We start from the raw sequence: 15,092 nt of genomic DNA, 5'->3' as shown, positions 1-15,092 counted from the left end.
GGAGCGTTGATGATGGCAGGGCTGTCCCGAAGCCGCAGGCTACGGTTTCACTCGCTGCGCCCGGCCGTGCCCTTGTCCCCATATTCCGGCGGCAGGCCGATATAATCGGTCAGGATGCCGTCGACGCCCGGAGCCCGGCCGAAGCGCGCGCAATCCGGGTCGAGGGGCGCCTCGCCGAGCATCGTGATGCGGATGCGGTTCCAGTTCGGGATGAACAGCTCCGACTTGAACGGATCCTTGCCGGTGGCGATGAAGAAGCCGAAATCCTGCCCGAACTCGCCGGCGAGGTCGTAGGCGTCGCTGTCCCGCGAGAAGCGCGGCTGGCTGGTGAAGGAGTTGGCCGCACCGCCCCAGATCATTGCGGCCCGCTGCTGGCGATGGCGGTCGATCGCCTCGGCCTCGACGGTCAGGCTGCCGAGTCCGATCGGGATGCGCGGTACCGGAATGCGGCCGAGCCCCTCGGCCGCGCTGACTCCGAGCTGTCCCGCGATCGAGATCGCCGCCGACAGGCCGATGGTCGAACCGGCGCCGAGCAGGTCGGTGGGATCGACGCGGGTGATCCGCGAGCGCACCGTGAGGTCGGCATCGGGCGTCGAGACGACGTCGTATTTCAGCGACAGCTCGTAGCACATGGCGCGGTCGGCGGCGTTCGCTGCCAGCGCGCGCTGTTCCGGCGTCAGCACCGACGCGCCGAAGGCGTTGGCCGGAAAGGAGGTCGGGATGATGCGCACGGTGCGCGTGCGCGACAGTGCGGCCTGATCGACGAACAGGCGCGAATCTGAGGCGACGGCGTCGCTGCCCGACAGGCGGTCGCGACGCGTCAGCGATTGGCCGTCGGTGAGGACAACCTGGCCGCAACCGGCGACCGACGCGAGCATGGCGGAAGCCAGGGCGAGACGCAGGGCAAAGCGTGGCTTATCGTGCCGAAATGGCATCCGATGCCTTTCATGGATCGTCTTGGAATCGCCCTCGATCGACTGGGACGATCATGCGGAGCTGCGACGCCGCCCACGCCACCGCGAATTGTTTCTAAACTTAAGGCCGAGCTTGGGCTCTGCGAAGGGCCAAGGGCGTCGCGGGCCGCTCAAGCGGGCACCCCTGTGGCGCGTCAGACACGATTCCGAAACACGATTCACGCGGCGAATTCATCCCCAGGGAATCCACGAGAGGCCTGTTGGCGCTATTTCGGGCCACAATGCGTCCCTCCCAGATCGTACCCCTCGTCGTCGCCACTGCGCTCTTCATGGAGAACACCGATTCCACGGTGATCGCCACGGCGCTTCCGGTGATCGCGAAGAGCCTCGGCGAGGATCCGATCGCGCTGAAGCTCGCGCTGACGTCATACCTGGTCAGCCTCGCGATCTTCATTCCCGTCTCGGGCTGGGCCGCCGACCGCTACGGCGCGCGCACGGTGTTTCGCGCAGCGCTCTGTGTCTTCATGGCGGGCTCGCTCGCCTGTGCCGGATCGAGTTCGCTCGCCGGGTTCGTCGCCGCGCGCTTCCTGCAGGGGATGGGCGGGGCGATGATGGTGCCGGTCGGACGTCTCGTGATCCTGCGCAGCGTTCCGAAGAGCGAGCTCGTCGGCGCACTCGCCTATCTCACCATCCCCGCCCTGATGGGGCCGGTGCTCGGGCCGCCAGTGGGCGGATTCATCACGACCTATTTCGATTGGCGCTGGATCTTCTTCATCAACATTCCGATCGGGCTTGCCGGCATCGCGCTCGCGACGATCTTTTTCGAAAACGTCAGAGAGCCCGAGCGGCCGCCACTCGATGTCCTTGGCTTCCTCCTCTCCGGCGCCGGTCTCGCCCTGCTGATGCTCGGCCTCGCCTCGACGGGCCGGCACCTTCTGCCGGATTGGTTGTCCTGGGGCAGCGTCGCCTTCGGAGCAGTGTTGCTCGCTGCGTATTTCCGGCACTCGCGCGGCGTGGCCAACCCGGTGATCCGGCTCGACTTGCTGAAACACGGCACATTCCGCGCCTCCGTGACGGGCGGCAGCTTGTTCCGCATCGGCACCGGCGCGATTCCCTTCCTGCTGCCGCTGATGCTGCAGATCGGCTTCGGGCTCGATCCGCTGCGCTCGGGGCTGATCACTTTCGCCTCCGCGTTGGGGGCGCTCCTCATCAAGATCATCGGCCCGCGCATCCTGCGCCTCTACGGCTTCCGCCGGGTCATGCTGTCTAACGCGCTCATCGCCTCGGCCTTCCTGGCCTTGAACGGCCTGTTCACGGCCGGCACGCCGCATTGGCTGATCGTCTGCGCGCTTCTGTTCGGCGGCTGCTGCCGCTCGCTGCAATTCACCTGCGTGAACGCCATCGCCTATGCCGATCTCGACACGCGCGAAATGAGCGCTGCGACGAGTCTCGCCAGCGTCGCGCAGCAGATCTCGCTCAGCCTCGGCGTCACGATCGGCGCGCTGGCGCTCGAGACCTCGGCCAGGGTGCAGGGGCATGCGAGCATCACGGCGGCGGATTTCACGCCAGCCTTCTTCACCGTGGCGCTGATCTCGGCCGCGGCGATTTTCTCTTTCGCGCGCCTGGCGCCGGATGCAGGGGCGGAGGTGTCGGGTCAGAAGGTCCTGGCGACGAAGCCTGGTGACGGATCACCGCAGACCCTGGGGCCGATCACGCCGCTTCACGCATCGGAGCCCGGCCGCCCGAGCGCTTGACCGGGGCCTTCTTCGCAGGGGCCTTGGCCACGCTCGACCGCGGCTTGGCCGGAGCGGCATTGCCCGAGCGCCAGCCCTGCCAGCTCCAGCCGCCGGGGCCGGCCACGGCGTAGATCAGGAAGGCGCCGGCGAGGCCGAGATCGGAGAGCAGGAAGGCTCGCTCGGTGACGGCGGCAGCTCCGGAGAACAGCCAGAACGGGTGCAGCAGGACGGCGAAGGCCGCCACGAACCCGGCCATCGCAAGCCCCGTGACACGCGGCATCACGCCGAGGATCAGGGCGAGCGGCCCGAAGACCTGGATGATCACGGTCGCGGTGGCCAACGCGTTCGGAGCCGGGAGGCCGGCGCTGGCGAGCGTCACGGCGAAGCCAGAGACGTTGAGCGCTCGGCCGATCCCGGTCGGAAGCAGAGCGGCGGCCATGAGCAGCCGGGCCGCGAGAAAAGCACCGTTGCGGGCACGATCGGTCACGGCGGAAACTCCGGAAGCGGGCGATATGGCCCAGCTTCCGACGTTCGCCTGAAGGCCCGGTTAAGCATCGGCCTCCGGGCACATGATTTACATCGGCGGCCGCAGACCGTCCTTGCCGACGGCGACGCGCTTCGCGCTGAGCTTGCCGTCCTCGTTGCCCGCAATGACGAACACCTTGGCGCCCGGCTTCATCACGGCAGCGTCGGCCGGTTCGAAGGTCACGATCGGGGCCGAGGGCGGAACGGTGATCGTCTGGGTGCCGCCATCCTTGCCGTAGGAGACGGTGAGGGTCTTGGCGCCGGTCGCGCTGGTGCTCTTCGAGACGGTGCCGTTGGTCATGGAGCTCTTTACCTTTGGCGCTCCGGTGGCCGCCTTCACGGTGCCGTTGGTCATCGAGCTCTTGACCTTGGTACCTCCTGCGCTGGTGTCCTGGATCTCGTCCCAGTCGTAGTGGCCTTCGCCCGTGCCGCGCATCTTTTCGGGGAACAGCACGACCTCCAGGGCCGTCGGAGGATTGTCGCCCTTGGTCGCCGTGCCGACGAAGACGCCGTCCTTGATCTGATCGAGGCTCGACTTCACCACGGAGGCGTAGGTGGTGTCGGCACCGAGGCTGATGCTCTTCGAGCTGCCGTCATCCTGCTTGAGCGTGAGCGTCGTGTCGCTGGCGCTTTCGATCGTGCCGCGGACTCGTTCGACCGGCGCCGCGACGGCGGCCGTCGACAGTGCCGCCAGCGCGGCAATCATGGTGAAGCGAAGCATATCGTTGTCCTGAGTGACGTTGTCTGACGCAGAGCGACGACCGCCGGTGTGACCCGCCGATCGCCAGGCTCTTCGCCGAGGGAGACGCCCGGGTTACGGCTAAGATCCAGATCGAGCCTGCGGCGGCGCGCCTCAGCCGAGATGATCGAGTTGGACCGCGCGCGACACCTCGAGAAACCGCTGGACCACCCGCAGTAGGATCGGCGCGGCCGTGATGACCGCCCTCATTCCGATCATGCTGCAACTGATGCCGACGCCGACTTGGCGCTTCGGCTGGGAGGCGCGCTGATGGAGTGGGCAGCGCCTGGCGCTCGGTACCGTACTCACGTGCGGCCGTTCAGGGTCCGACCGAAAAGCGCGAGCATCTCGCCCCAGCCACGTTTGGCGGCGGCCTCATCGTGGACGGGAAAGTCCGGAATCATCCAGCCATGCGCGGCCGGATAGGTGTGCGTCGCATAGCGCACGCCGGCCTGCGTGAGGGAAGTTTCCAGCCGCTCGGCCATGGCCGGCGGATAGCTGCCGTCGTTCTCGGCCGCCCCGATATAGACTTCCGCCTCAAGCTTCGGCGCCAAGAGGTGGGGGCTCGTGGGCGCGTCGGTCGCGAGATTGCCCCCGTGAAAGCTCGCCGCAGCCGCGAACCGGTCGGGGAAGGTTCCAGCGGCGGCGAGCGCCATGCCACCACCCATACAGAAGCCCACGGCACCGAGGCGGCGCCCCGCAACGTCGCTTCGCGTGTCGAGGTAAGCGAGAAACGCCGCCGTATCCTCGGCGGCCTTGTCGTTCCCGGTCGTGGCCATCAAGGGACCGAGCGTCGCGCGAAAATCGCCCGCAAGGACCTCCTTCGGCACGAACGGGCCGTAGGGTCCATAGCGGTAGAACAGGTCCGGCAGCAGGACGACGCAGCCGGCCTTGGCGAGCTGCTGCGCCATATCGAGCATCGCCGGCCGGATGCCGCCAGCATCCATGTAGAAGATCACTCCGGGCTTCGATCCGCCGCCGGTGGGCGTGATGACGTGCGCGGGACAATCCCCGTCGCGTGTCCGGATCGTGATGTGCTCGCTCGGCATCCGGTACTCCTTAGTCAGGCCTCTGCCATGGCCGTTTCGGGGCACTTACGACCCTCGGCGGACCGACCGCAAACCACGCTTTGCCGATGGGACCGGGCGTCGGATTTCACCCGCTAGGCCGAGGCCCCGGCGCGGAAGAGGTGTCCGCGCTCGGTCCAGGCCACCACGATCAGCGCCAGAGCGGAAAGCCCCGCATAGCCGACGGCGACCGGCATCACGGTCCCATCGAAGCTCTGGCCGATCAGCGCGCCGAAGGCCGCGCCCAACAGCGTCGTATAAAAGCCGAGGAAGGAGGAGGCGGTGCCCGCCACCTCGCCGACGGGCTGCATCGAGAGAGCCTGGAAGTTCGGCATGGTGAAGCTGATCAGGAACTGGTTGGCGCACAACATGACCAGAAAAAGCCAGAGCGGCGGGTGGCCCTGCCACGCAAACCCGATCACGACCTGCGCCATGGCCACGCCGAGGAAGGCGATCAGGCCCGCATGCGAGAGCCAGTGCATGCCGAGCCGCTCGACGAGCCGCGAATTGATCAGCGTCGAGGTGCCCATGGCGCCAGCGACCACGGCGAAGGCGAGCGGAAACCAGCCGCCGAGATGGTAGAGGCCGGTATCAAACACCTGCTGGGCCGAGCCGACATAGCCCATGATGCAGCCGACCATGAGGCCGAGCGCCGTGCCGTAGCCGATTGTCGCGCGGCTGGTGACGGTCAGGCGCAAGGCCTGCGCCATCGCGCCGAGCGAGAGCGGGCGGCGGTATTCCGGATGCAGCGTCTCCGGCATCCGCAGCGTGAACCAGACCGTGAGGATGCCGCCGAGCGCCAGCATCGAGACGAAGACCCAGATCCATGAGCCCAGCAACAACATGGTCTGGCCGACGGCCGGCGCGAGCATCGGCGTGATCAGGAAGACCATCATGATCAGCGACATGACGCGCGCCATGGCGCGGCCGGCATAGCGATCACGCACGATGGCCAGCGACAGCACGCGTCCGCCGGCGGCACCGGTTCCCTGGATGAAGCGTGCCGCGAGCAGCCAGCCGAAGCTCGGGCTGAACATCGCGATCGCCGTGGCGGCGAGATAGATGACGAGGCTCGCCAGCAGCGTCTTGCGCCGTCCGAGCGAGTCGGAGAGGGGGCCGTAGAGGATCTGCCCGACGCCGAACCCGACCATGTAGACGTAGATCAACATCTGCAGGTGGTTGGGGTCCGGGACCGAGAATCGTTCTTGGATTACGGGAAAGGCCGGCAGCAGGTTGTCGATCGACATCGCGGTCACCGCCATCATCAGCGCGACGATGCCGACGAACTCGCGGAAGCCGGGGCGCTCCGCCTCGGGGACCGCGACGGTGTCGGGCCGGATGGGTGCTGTCACGATCGCGCCTTGCGATATTGTCGGGTTGCTGGTGTAGCCTTTACGCCCGGCCGGCGTCGGATGGGCCGTTCCATCCGCAGGGCTGACCCGTGCGGGCCTGGGTCACGGTGATCGAGAAGGACTGAGGATGACCGACCGGCGCGGTGCCAGCGGCGGCCTGCGGGGCGACCTGAAGCAGCGGGTGAAGACGGGGCGCGGGCGCACCCTGTCGCAGAAGCGCTGGCTCGAGCGCCAGCTCAATGACCCCTATGTGGCGCGGGCCAAGCGCGAGGGCTACCGCTCGCGCGCTGCCTTCAAGCTCATCGAGATCGATGAGCGCTTCAATCTGCTCAAGCCTGGCCAGAAGATCGTCGATCTCGGCGCGGCGCCCGGCGGCTGGTCGCAGGTGGCGGCCAAGAAGATCGGGGCGGAGGGCAAGATCGTCGGCATCGACCTCCTCGAAATCGAGCCGATGACCGGCGTCGAATTCATCACCCTCGACTTCCTCGATCCGACCGCCCCCGGCATCCTCACGGAACTGCTCGGCGGGCCGGCCGATTTCGTGATGTCGGACATGGCGGCCAACACCACCGGTCACAAGAAGACCGATCACCTGCGCATCATCGGCCTTGCCGAAGTCGCCGCGGAGTTCGCTCGCGAGATCCTGGCGCCCGGCGGCAGCTACCTCGCGAAGGTGTTTCAGGGCGGTACCGAGGGCGACCTGCTGAACGATCTCAAGCGCGACTTCGCCACGGTACGCCACGTGAAGCCGAATGCGAGCCGCGCAGATTCGAGCGAGCTCTATGTGCTGGCCACCGGCTTTCGCGGGCGCGGCGCCGAGCCGGCCGCCTTGGACGAATGATGGGTAAGCAGCTCTCGGCCTTCCCGATCACGCCCTGCGGCCCGGACGGGCGCGTCGACGAGGCAGGTCTGCGTGGCCTGCTCGCGCCGCTTCGGGAGGCGGAGGTCGACTCGATTGGGCTTCTCGGCAGCACCGGCACTTACGCCTACCTCTCCCGCGAAGAGCGCCGCCGGGCGCTGGAGATTGCCGTCGACAAGGTCGGCGGCCGGGTGCCGGTCCTCGTCGGGGTCGGGGCGCTCCGGACCGACGAGACGGTTCGGCTCGCCCGGGACGCCAAGGCGGTCGGGGCGACGGCCGGCCTCCTCGCGCCGGTCTCCTACACGCCGCTTACGGATGACGAGGTGTTCGAGCACTTTTCCGTGGTGGCGCGGGAGAGCGGCCTGCCGCTCGTGATCTACGACAATCCCGGCACCACGCATTTCAGTTTCGGCCCGGAACTGGTCGCCCGCGTGAGCCGGCTACCGGGGGTGATCGCCATGAAGAGCCCGGCTCCGGCCGCCTCGGCCGTGGCGGCGCATGTCGAGCGTCTGCGCCAAGCCGTGCCCGAGGGCTTCTCTGTCGGCTGCAGCGGCGATTGGCACGTCACCGAGGCGCTAATTGGCGGTGCCGATGCCTGGTACAGCGTCGCGGCTGGACTGTTTCCGAAGGTGTGCCTCGCGATCGTGCGCGCCGCCGAGCGCGGGGAGGCCGAGGAGGCGCGTCGCCTCGATGCCGCGCTCGAACCGCTCTGGGTGCTCTTCCGCGAATATTCGAGCCTGAGAGTCGTGTACGCGGCCGCCGCGATCCTCGGCCTGACCGAGGCCGAGCCGCCGCATCCGATCCTGCCTCTGCCGCAGGCGGTACGGGAGCGCATCGCCGAGACGCTGCGGGATTTGGCGCTGAGCTGAGCGCGCGCAGGATCATTCTTTCGTGAGCCGTCCGACTGCCTGGACAAAATGCTTTTGCACCTCTGGCACTTAGCCTAGCCTTCCGTCTTCCACGACGGATGGAGGCCAGCGATGACCAAGGCGAAGACGGCGGCCAAGGGCAAATCGGGCAAGACGATACCGGTCGACGACAGCACGACCTCCGACGACATTGCCGTCGCAACGGTCCGCACCGTCGACATGGAGACCGCCAAGACCCGCACCGAGCACGACCTGCTCGGCTATGACGAGGTGCCGGCGAAGGCGCTCTGGGGCATTCACACCAAGCGCGCGGTGACGAACTTCCCGATCACCGGTGTGCCCGTCGGCCACTTTCCGGAATTCGTACAGGCCTTGGCTCTGGTGAAGCAGGCCGCGGCCCGGGCCAACAAGCGGCTCGGCTATCTCGACGCGGCCAAGGCCGACGCCATCGACCGGGCCTGCACCCTCGTCGCCACCGAGAAGTCCTATGCCGAGGCTTTCGTGGTCGATGCGATCCAGGGCGGAGCCGGCACCTCGACCAACATGAACACCAACGAGGTGATCGCCAACGTCGCCCTCGGCCTGATGGGCCATGCGCCGGGCACCTACGGCAAGCTGCATCCGAACGACGACGTCAACATGGCGCAGTCGACCAATGATGCCTATCCGACGGCTCTGCGGTTGGCAGTCATCATCGCCACGCAGCCCCTGACCCGCGCGCTCGACGACCTCGCCTATGCCTTCAAGGGCAAGGCGGTGGAGTTCGCCGATGTTCTCAAGATGGGCCGCACCCAGCTTCAGGACGCCGTGCCGATGACGCTCGGCCAGGAATTCGACGGCTTCCACGCGACCATCAAGGAGGATGTCGGCCGGCTGACCGAGACCAGCGCGCTGTTCCGCGAGGTCAATCTCGGCGCCACCGCCATCGGCACCGGCATCAACGCCGATCCACGCTACGCGGCGCTGGCCGTGGAGGAGTTATCGCGCGTCTCGGGCCAGCCGATGGTGCTCGCCGGAAACCTCATCGAGGCGACATCGGATCTCGGCGCCTTCGTGCTGTTCTCGGGCGTCCTGAAGCGTGTCGCCGTAAAACTCTCGAAGATCTGCAACGACCTGCGTCTGCTCTCCTCCGGCCCGCGCACCGGATTCGGTGAGATCCGGCTGCCGGCGGTGCAGGCCGGCTCCTCGATCATGCCGGGCAAGGTCAATCCGGTGATCCCCGAGGTGGTGAACCAGGTCGCCTACATGGTGATCGGGCAGGATCTCACGGTGACGCTCTGCGCCGAGGGCGGCCAGCTCCAGCTCAACGCCTTCGAGCCGACCATCGGCTACTGCGTGCTGTCCTCGATCCGCATGCTGACGGCGGCGATCGAGACCCTGACCAAGCGCTGCGTCGAGGGCATAGAGGCCGATCGCGAGCGTTGCCGCGCCCTGGTCCAGGGCTCGATCGGCCTCGTCACGGCACTGGCCCCAACGCTCGGCTATGAGGCGAGTTCGCGCATCGCCCAGCGCGCGCTGAAGGAGAACCGCTCCGTCGCCGAACTGGTCCTGGAAGAGGGGCTGCTGACGGAGGCCCAGCTCAACCAATTGCTGGAACTAGAGGCGATGACCCACCCGACGCGCCGGCAGAAGAAAGGCACCGTCTGACGGCTGCATCAGGCCGTGCCCTCGACGATGGGACGCCTTCCATCACGCTGCGTTTCGACGGAATTCGTCAAACCGCAGAAAACGTGATCGATTCAATGGTTTAGAGCATGCTTTAGGCGACCGTCAGGCCGACATCCACGTTGCCGCGGGTGGCGTTGGAGTATGGGCAGATCTGGTGCGCCGCCTCGACGAGCTTCTGGGCCTCGGCCTTGTCGATGCCCGGCAGGGTGACGGTGAGGTCCGCCGTGATGCCGAAGCCGCCTTCCGAACGTGGCCCGATGCCGATCTTGGCATTCACGATGGTCTCGGCCGGGATCTTCACCTTGGCCTGGGCGGCGGCGACCTTGAGCGCACCGAGGAAGCAGGCCGAATAGCCGGAAGCGAAAAGCTGCTCCGGGTTCGCGCCGTCGCCGCCTGCACCTCCGAGCTCCTTCGGTGTGGATAGCTTCACCTCGAAGCTGCCGTCATCGGTGCGGGCGGTGCCGTCGCGGCCGCCGGTGGTGGTTGCGGAGGTGCGGTACTTTACGTCGACGCTCATGATGATCTCCTGACTCGATGGGTTCGATGACGCGGATGCGCCGCCAACCCCACAGCTAGATCAAAATAAATTGTGCGCAATCTATATCTGTGTGCTGACGCACATCGAGAAGCCCGCATCAGAAGTCCTGCGCAGCCGTGCTCCCTCGGTACGCAAATGGACTTAATCGTCTATAGCGCGAAAAAGTCGTGCATACATGACGCTGGGGTGGATTATGGTACTTTCACCAAAGCCAGCCCAGGTCACATGATCGTGCACAAACGATCGCCGGAAGACTTGAGAGACCGAGTGGTAGGTATCGGAACTCGACTAATCGGTTGGTCTCAGCTTGCGCCATGCTGGGTTCGGCCATGCCAAAATACTTTTTCAATGTACACGATAACGGCCCACCGCACTGGGACGACACCGGACTCGAATTGACCTGGCGCGATGACATCGCCGCCCACGCGTTGAGACTGATCGTTGCCGCCAAGACTCGGCAAAAGAGTCGCGGAGATATTGGTGTTACAACGACCGTAATCGTTCATTTCGAAGAAGGCAGCGTCGCGCTCACTGCCATAGCGAGGCCTGGTCGCAACGTTCTGTTCGTTTGGCCGCCCGACTAACTACGTCGTCTGACCCGAAGCAGTGGAAGCGACGCGAACGCCACAATTGATCAGCTCGCGCCTGCTTTTGACGCCCTGCCGCATGCGGCAGACAATCTCGATCATGATGTGATTTTTGACGATATAATCAGGTGTGTTTGCAAAACTGTCATAAGTCTTGCTCGCGATATCCCATGCCGCCTTATAGGCATCTGTCGCGAGGCGACTTTGTGATGGCGTCATCGTGAGAACCCCATCGGATATTTGATCGTTCTTCCGCTTTATAAAAGCCGATATCGATTCTCAATATGATTCGCGGAATTATCAGCAATTGCTTAGTATAAATGCTGGATGCCAATCTGGTCGTCGGCAAATTAAAGTATTCGCCGTGGTGACCCATGGGCGGTCCGATCGATGGAGGGCAGCTTGGCCCACGCCGCTCCGATCTCCGTCGTTCGACGGAGGCTCGAGGTTCAAGGCTGCCTCTGAATGATACCGGCCGAGCGATTTGGCGCGGCGTCAGCACTTCATCCGAACATAGGTCCCCGGCGCCGGCCCGAGGGAAGGCAGGGCGCCTTCGCCGGGCACGCGGGCTGGGACGCGCTCGGGCGCCTGAGCCTCTAGCCAGGAAAACCAGTAGGGCCACCACGAGCCCTCGTGCTCGGTCGCGGCCTCAAGCCAATCCTCGAACTTGCCCTTGGCCGGGCCTCCGGTCCGGAAGCCGTATTTCGGCTTCTTGCCCGGCGGGTTGACCACGCCGGCGATGTGGCCCGAGCCGGCGAGCACGTAATCGACCTTGCCGCCGAACTTGGAGGACCCTTCGAACACCGAGAGAGCGGGAGCGATGTGGTCCTCGCGGGTGGCGAGGTTGAAGATCGGCACCTTCACTTTCTTGAGGTCGAGCTTGACGTTGCCGAGCACCATCTTGCCCTTGGCGAGGTTGTTGTTGAGGTAGCAGTTGCGCAGGTAGAACGAGTGGTTCGCCTCCGGCATGCGCGTGGAATCGGCGTTCCAGTAGAGCAGGTCGAAGGGTAGCGGCGCCTTCCCCTTCACGTAGTTGTTGACCACGTAGCTCCAGATCAGGTCGCTGGGCCTGAGCATGTTGAAGGCGCTCGCCATGCGCGAGCCGTCGAGATAGCCGTGCTCCTTCATGCGCTCTTCGATGGCCTGGATCTGCTCCTCGTCGGCGAAGACCTTGAGGTCGCCCGCATGGGTGAAGTCGACCTGCGTGGTGAGAAAGGTCGTGCTCTTGATGCGGGTGTTACCGGTGGCCGCCTGCGCCGCCATGGTCACCGCGAGCAGCGTGCCGCCGACGCAGTAACCGGCCGCCGAGACCTCGGTCTCGCCGGTGGCGATCCCGATCTGGTCGATCGCCGCCTCGATGCCCTCGCGCATGTAGGATTCGAAATCCTTTTCGCGGTGGCGTTCGTCCGGGTTCACCCAGGAGATCACGAACACCGTCAAGCCCTGGCTGACCATCCAGCCGATCAGGCTTTTGGCCGGGTTGAGGTCGAGGATGTAGAACTTGTTGATCCAGGGCGGCACGATCAGGAACGGGCGCTTGAGCACCGTCTCGGTCTTCGGCGCGTACTGGATCAACTCCATCAGCTCGTTGCGGTAGACCACCTCGCCCGGCGTCACCGCGACGTCGACGCCGAAGGTGAAGGCGGTGGTGTCGGTCTGGCGCACGCGTAGCTCGCCGCCGCCAGCCTGGATATCCTCCTCCAGCATCTTGAGGCCGCGCACGAGGTTCTCGCCGTTCTCGGCAAGGGTGTGCCGCAGCAGCTCCGGGTTGGTCATCACGAAGTTCGAGGGCGAGTAGGCGGCGAGCAGCTGGCGCAGGTAGAACTCGGCCTTGTGCCGGGTATGGGCGTCGATGCCCTCGGCATTCTCGACGAGCCCCTCGGCCCAGCGCGACGTGATCAGGTAGCTCTGCTTGATGAAGTCGAAGACCGGGTTCGACGACCATTCCGGGTCGGTGAAGCGCTTGTCCCGCGGATCGGTGGGAATGGCCGGCTCGGCCGCGTTGCCCTGCATCCGGGTCAAAGTCGAGGACCAGAGCGACATGAAGGCCTGGCCGAGTTGGGCCTGCGCCTGCATCGCCCGCTGCGGGTCGCTCATCCAGGTCTCGGCGACCCTGGTGAGGGTGCGGGTCATCTCGCCCATCTCGTCGGACTGGCCGCCGGACCCGCGCCCATTGGGCTTGCCTTCGAGCGGGGCGAGATAGCTCGCGGACATGCGCCCGAACCCCTCGGCCAAAGCCGCGGCGTTGCGTGAGATTGCTTCCAGATCCGGCCCGGCCGGCTTCGGAACGTCCGTCACGCGTTTGATCCTCCCTTACCGGCTCTCTCCCGTCTCTTCACGTCAACCGCGCGACGGTGGGCCTCGTTTCGGACAAATTAGCGCTTCACCCGAACATGTCGCCAGTCCGCCTGACATTGTCCAGATCGCGCATCCCATGCTTTCGTCCAGACTCCCGGGACTCGCCGTCGCGCTACTCGCCGCCTCGATCGCGACCGGCTGCTCCAGCGACGTCAATCCCATGAAGGCTGCCATGGTCGGCGCCGGCTACGGTCCGAAAGCGGTGGAGACGCCCGAGTTCATCGAGTCGTCGCGCCGCTCGGGCAGCAGCTACATGCCCGTGGGCAAAGACGAACCCAAGCGTCCCATCCGCGCCCGCAACGCGACGGCCCAGAAATCGCTGGAGGCGGATCTCGAGGCGGCGCGTACCCGCAACGAGGCGCGCGGTAAGACCGCCGAAGGCGCGGGCAAGGGTATCGCCAAGGGTCTCAAGCCGGCCGAGGCGCCGGCCGAATAGCCGCGCTGCGCCGGCGACACAGGCCCGGATTCGAAGGCTGAGGCAGTCGCCTTGGGGGTCGGCGTTCACGCCGGACGGTGATAGGAGAGACGATTCATCGCCGTGCGCGATGAACGGGCCTCGCAATCGAGGCTCGCGTGATCCGGACGCCAAGAACGCCATGACCGATTTTCACCGCATCAAGCGCCTCCCGCCCTACGTCTTCGAGCAGGTCAACCGGATCAAGGCCGCCGCCCGAGCCCGTGGCGCCGACATTATCGATCTCGGCATGGGCAATCCGGACCTCGATGCCCCCAAGCACGTGATCGCGAAGCTCGTCGAGACGGCGGGCCGTCCGCGCACCGACCGTTACTCGGCCTCCAAGGGCATTGCCGGCCTGCGCCGCGCCCAGGCCGGCTACTATCAGCGCCGCTTCGGCGTGAGCCTGAACCCCGACACGCAGGTCGTGGCGACGCTCGGCTCGAAAGAGGGCTTCGCCAACATGGCGCAGGCCATCACGGCGCCCGGCGACGTGGTGATCGTGCCGAACCCGAGCTACCCGATCCACGCCTTCGGCTTCCTGATGGCCGGTGGCGTCGTGCGCTCCGTGCCGGCCGAGCCGACGCCCGCGATGTTCCCGATCCTGGAACGCGCGATGCTGCACTCGATCCCGAAGCCGGTCGCGCTCGTGGTCTGCTACCCGTCGAACCCGACGTCGTACGTCGCGAGCCTCGATTTCTACACGGACCTCGTCGCCTTCGCGAAGAAGCACGAGATCATCCTGCTCTCCGACCTCGCCTATGCCGAGGTCTATTTCGACGACAACAACCCGCCGCCCTCGGTCCTGCAGGTGCCCGGCGCCATCGACGTGACGGTGGAGTTCACCTCGCTGTCCAAGACCTATTCGATGGCCGGCTGGCGCATGGGCTTCGCCGTGGGCAACGAGCGCCTGCTCGCGGCGCTGACACGGGTGAAGTCCTACCTCGACTACGGTGCCTTCACGCCGATCCAGGTCGCCGCCACCGCCGCGATCAATGGGCCGGACGACTGCATCAAGGAGATGCGCGCCATCTACAAGAAGCGCCGCGACGTGATGGTCGAGTCGTTCGGCAAGGCCGGCTGGGTCATTCCTCCGCCGCAGGCCTCGATGTTCGCCTGGGTGCCGATCCCGGAGAAGTACAAGGCCATGGGCAGCCTCGAATTCTCGAAGCTGCTCCTGGAGAAGTCCGATGTCGCGGTCGCGCCGGGCATCGGCTTCGGCGAGCATGGCGACGACTTCGTTCGCATCGCGCTGGTCGAGAACGAGCAGCGCATCCGCCAGGCCGCCCGCAACGTCCGCCGCTTCTTCGATAACACCGACAAGACGCTCCACAACGTGGTGCCGCTGCCGCAGGCCGTTTGAGCCTCACCGTCATTGCGAGGCGAGGCCGAAGCAATCCAAGGCAACACCCGCGACGTCGGTGAG

At 66.0% G+C, this 15,092-nt stretch carries 15 protein-coding genes; 7 read left to right on the top strand and 8 right to left on the bottom strand.

Going from position 1 to position 15,092, the window contains the following annotated elements:
- Window positions 1-47 precede the first annotated feature (47 nt).
- Entirely contained in the window at window positions 48-935 is an 888-nt protein-coding gene (locus GGR33_RS07315) for a DUF3313 domain-containing protein (RefSeq protein WP_183503346.1), read from the bottom strand.
- Window positions 936-1,195: 260 nt separating this feature from the next.
- On the opposite strand from GGR33_RS07315, the gene GGR33_RS07310 reads away from it, so the two are divergent.
- Complete coding sequence (locus GGR33_RS07310) at window positions 1,196-2,668, top strand: MFS transporter (RefSeq protein WP_183503344.1); 1,473 nt, start codon at window positions 1,196-1,198, stop codon at window positions 2,666-2,668.
- Here GGR33_RS07310 and GGR33_RS07305 read toward each other — a convergent pair.
- From GGR33_RS07305 to GGR33_RS07290, 4 genes are all read right to left on the bottom strand, one after another.
- Window positions 2,625-3,137, bottom strand: a complete 513-nt coding sequence (locus GGR33_RS07305) for a DoxX family protein (protein ID WP_183503343.1) — start codon at window positions 3,135-3,137, stop codon at window positions 2,625-2,627. The two genes, GGR33_RS07310 and GGR33_RS07305, sit on opposite strands and share 44 nt — an antisense overlap.
- An 87-nt stretch (window positions 3,138-3,224) precedes the next feature.
- Window positions 3,225-3,896, bottom strand: a complete 672-nt coding sequence (locus tag GGR33_RS07300) for a metal ABC transporter permease (protein ID WP_183503341.1) — start codon at window positions 3,894-3,896, stop codon at window positions 3,225-3,227.
- Window positions 3,897-4,219: 323 nt separating this feature from the next.
- On the bottom strand, window positions 4,220-4,963 hold the full coding sequence (locus GGR33_RS07295) for a dienelactone hydrolase family protein (protein ID WP_183503339.1): 744 nt from the start codon (window positions 4,961-4,963) through the stop codon (window positions 4,220-4,222).
- Window positions 4,964-5,076: 113 nt separating this feature from the next.
- Window positions 5,077-6,246: a multidrug effflux MFS transporter gene (locus GGR33_RS07290; RefSeq protein ID WP_183503621.1), complete on the bottom strand. Its 1,170-nt coding sequence runs from the start codon at window positions 6,244-6,246 to the stop codon at window positions 5,077-5,079.
- A gap of 214 nt (window positions 6,247-6,460) precedes the next feature.
- Here GGR33_RS07290 and GGR33_RS07285 point away from each other — a divergent pair, with 214 nt between their 5' ends.
- The 3 genes from GGR33_RS07285 (at window position 6,461) to GGR33_RS07275 (ending at window position 9,708) form a co-directional block, all read left to right on the top strand.
- On the top strand, window positions 6,461-7,174 hold the full coding sequence (locus GGR33_RS07285; protein ID WP_183503337.1) for an RlmE family RNA methyltransferase: 714 nt from the start codon (window positions 6,461-6,463) through the stop codon (window positions 7,172-7,174).
- Window positions 7,171-8,061, top strand: coding sequence for a dihydrodipicolinate synthase family protein (locus GGR33_RS07280; protein WP_183503335.1), 891 nt, complete (start codon window positions 7,171-7,173; stop codon window positions 8,059-8,061). Before GGR33_RS07285 ends, GGR33_RS07280 begins: the two co-directional genes overlap by 4 nt.
- Window positions 8,062-8,172: 111 nt before the next feature.
- On the top strand, window positions 8,173-9,708 hold the full coding sequence (locus GGR33_RS07275; protein WP_183503333.1) for an aspartate ammonia-lyase: 1,536 nt from the start codon (window positions 8,173-8,175) through the stop codon (window positions 9,706-9,708).
- Window positions 9,709-9,820: 112 nt separating this feature from the next.
- On the opposite strand, the gene GGR33_RS07270 is transcribed toward GGR33_RS07275, so the two are convergent.
- Window positions 9,821-10,246 (bottom strand): organic hydroperoxide resistance protein, encoded by a 426-nt coding sequence (locus GGR33_RS07270; RefSeq protein WP_183503331.1) that lies wholly within the window; start codon window positions 10,244-10,246, stop codon window positions 9,821-9,823.
- 335 nt (window positions 10,247-10,581) lie between these two features.
- On the opposite strand from GGR33_RS07270, the gene GGR33_RS07265 reads away from it, so the two are divergent.
- The gene (locus GGR33_RS07265; protein ID WP_183503329.1) at window positions 10,582-10,851 is read left to right on the top strand and encodes a hypothetical protein; all 270 of its coding nucleotides are present in this window, start codon (window positions 10,582-10,584) and stop codon (window positions 10,849-10,851) included.
- Here the strand turns inward: GGR33_RS07265 and GGR33_RS07260 are convergent, their stop codons facing one another.
- Complete coding sequence (locus tag GGR33_RS07260) at window positions 10,852-11,073, bottom strand: hypothetical protein (protein WP_183503327.1); 222 nt, start codon at window positions 11,071-11,073, stop codon at window positions 10,852-10,854.
- A 276-nt stretch (window positions 11,074-11,349) separates the two neighbouring features.
- On the bottom strand, window positions 11,350-13,152 hold the full coding sequence (locus GGR33_RS07255; RefSeq protein WP_284211075.1) for a PHA/PHB synthase family protein: 1,803 nt from the start codon (window positions 13,150-13,152) through the stop codon (window positions 11,350-11,352).
- 136 nt (window positions 13,153-13,288) lie between these two features.
- Here GGR33_RS07255 and GGR33_RS07250 point away from each other — a divergent pair, with 136 nt between their 5' ends.
- Window positions 13,289-13,648 carry a hypothetical protein gene (locus GGR33_RS07250; RefSeq protein ID WP_183503325.1) on the top strand — a complete coding sequence of 120 codons (360 nt, stop codon included), beginning with the start codon at window positions 13,289-13,291 and terminating at the stop codon, window positions 13,646-13,648.
- 160 nt (window positions 13,649-13,808) lie between these two features.
- On the top strand, window positions 13,809-15,029 hold the full coding sequence (locus GGR33_RS07245) for an LL-diaminopimelate aminotransferase (protein WP_183503323.1): 1,221 nt from the start codon (window positions 13,809-13,811) through the stop codon (window positions 15,027-15,029).
- Window positions 15,030-15,092 lie beyond the last annotated feature (63 nt).

Origin of the sequence: Methylobacterium brachythecii, from assembly GCF_014196345.1 — a bacterium.
GTDB lineage: Bacteria > Pseudomonadota > Alphaproteobacteria > Rhizobiales > Beijerinckiaceae > Methylobacterium > Methylobacterium brachythecii.
Note: the sequence above shows the minus strand (reverse complement) of the source record. Positions and strands in the feature narration are given on the sequence as shown.

What these genes read in the sequence shown, in the direction of transcription:
- GGR33_RS07295 (WP_183503339.1), bottom strand. Translation starts at nt 4,963, where the DNA reads ATGCCGAGCGAGCACATCACGATCCGGACACGCGACGGGGATTGTCCC.
- GGR33_RS07245 (WP_183503323.1), top strand. Translation starts at nt 13,809, where the DNA reads ATGACCGATTTTCACCGCATCAAGCGCCTCCCGCCCTACGTCTTCGAG.
- GGR33_RS07265 (WP_183503329.1), top strand. Translation starts at nt 10,582, where the DNA reads ATGCTGGGTTCGGCCATGCCAAAATACTTTTTCAATGTACACGATAAC.
- GGR33_RS07315 (WP_183503346.1), bottom strand. Translation starts at nt 935, where the DNA reads ATGCCATTTCGGCACGATAAGCCACGCTTTGCCCTGCGTCTCGCCCTG.
- GGR33_RS07260 (WP_183503327.1), bottom strand. Translation starts at nt 11,073, where the DNA reads ATGACGCCATCACAAAGTCGCCTCGCGACAGATGCCTATAAGGCGGCA.
- GGR33_RS07250 (WP_183503325.1), top strand. Translation starts at nt 13,289, where the DNA reads ATGCTTTCGTCCAGACTCCCGGGACTCGCCGTCGCGCTACTCGCCGCC.
- GGR33_RS07310 (WP_183503344.1), top strand. Translation starts at nt 1,196, where the DNA reads ATGCGTCCCTCCCAGATCGTACCCCTCGTCGTCGCCACTGCGCTCTTC.
- GGR33_RS07270 (WP_183503331.1), bottom strand. Translation starts at nt 10,246, where the DNA reads ATGAGCGTCGACGTAAAGTACCGCACCTCCGCAACCACCACCGGCGGC.
- GGR33_RS07290 (WP_183503621.1), bottom strand. Translation starts at nt 6,246, where the DNA reads ATGATGGCGGTGACCGCGATGTCGATCGACAACCTGCTGCCGGCCTTT.
- GGR33_RS07285 (WP_183503337.1), top strand. Translation starts at nt 6,461, where the DNA reads ATGACCGACCGGCGCGGTGCCAGCGGCGGCCTGCGGGGCGACCTGAAG.
- GGR33_RS07280 (WP_183503335.1), top strand. Translation starts at nt 7,171, where the DNA reads ATGATGGGTAAGCAGCTCTCGGCCTTCCCGATCACGCCCTGCGGCCCG.
- GGR33_RS07275 (WP_183503333.1), top strand. Translation starts at nt 8,173, where the DNA reads ATGACCAAGGCGAAGACGGCGGCCAAGGGCAAATCGGGCAAGACGATA.
- GGR33_RS07300 (WP_183503341.1), bottom strand. Translation starts at nt 3,896, where the DNA reads ATGCTTCGCTTCACCATGATTGCCGCGCTGGCGGCACTGTCGACGGCC.